This window comes from Blastococcus sp. CT_GayMR20, from assembly GCF_004570345.1.
Genome location: NZ_SPQM01000314.1, coordinates 1 through 1114, shown reverse-complemented (window position 1 = coordinate 1114; position 1114 = coordinate 1). Strand labels below are relative to the sequence as shown.

General features: G+C 69.8%; 1 protein-coding gene. It reads left to right on the top strand.

Translation table 11 applies throughout. The features are described from left to right. Positions 1 to 120: 120 nt before the first annotated feature. On the top strand, positions 121 to 1114 hold a 994-nt coding region (locus E4P40_RS27645; RefSeq protein WP_135161474.1), incomplete at its 3' end, for an IS481 family transposase.

Below are 1114 nucleotides of genomic sequence, written 5' to 3'. Positions count from 1 at the left end.
TGTACTGGTCGGACACGTTGGTGCAGGGCCTCTGGTCGAGGCAGAGCTTGATGTGAGGAGGGACCTCCGGGTTCGGTTTGGGAGCCGCCAAGCACCCAGCCAGACCCCAGGAGGTCCCTCGTGGTTCACCGTAATGCGCCGCTGACCGAGACCGGCCGGCTTCGGGTCGCCCGCTGCATCGTCGACCAGGGCTGGCCGATCGCCCGCGCCGCGGAGCGGTTCCAGGTCGCCCGCACCACCGCCAAGAAGTGGTCTGATCGCTACCGGAAGCTCGGCCCCGCCGGCATGGCCGACCGGTCCAGCCGGCCGCACCGCTCACCGCGGCGCACTCCCAGGCCGATCGTGCGCAAGATCGTGCACCTGCGGTGGAAGCAGCGGCTCGGGCCGGTGGCGATCGCCGCGCGAGTGGGACTGGCGCCCTCCACGGTGCACCGGATCCTGGTGGCCTGCCGGATCAACAGGCTCTGGCACGTCGACCGGGTCACCGGCGAACCGATCCGCCGATATGAGATGACCCGACCCGGCGAGCTGGTGCACGTCGACGTCAAGAAGCTGGGCAACGTGCCCGACGGCGGCGGCTGGCGCATCCATGGCCGGACCCACGGCAAGCGCAACAGCCAGGCTCACCGGGACCCCGCCCGCCAGCGCAAGGTTCACGGCCGACCCAACCTCGGTTACTGCTACGTGCACTCCGCCGTTGACGGCTTCTCCCGACTGGCCTACTCCGAGGCCCTCGACGACGAGACGGCCGCCACCGCGCTGGCCTTCTGGGCGCGAGCTCGAGCCTTCTTCGCCGGCCACGGCATCACCGTGGAGCGGGTCCTCACCGACAACGGCGCCGCCTACAGGAGTCACGCCTGGCGCACCGAGCACATCCGCCTGGGCATCAAGCACTCCCGCACCCGAGTGCGCCGCCCCCAGACGAACGGCAAGGTGGAACGGCTCAACCGAACCCTGCTGGAGGAGTGGGCCTACCGGCGGCTCTACACATCCGAAACCGCACGCCGAGCGGCTCTGTCAGGCTGGCTCCACCACTACAACAACCACCGGCCCCACACCGCCCTGGGCAACCTCCCGCCCATCAACCGTTGCACCAACGTCTCCGGGCAGTACA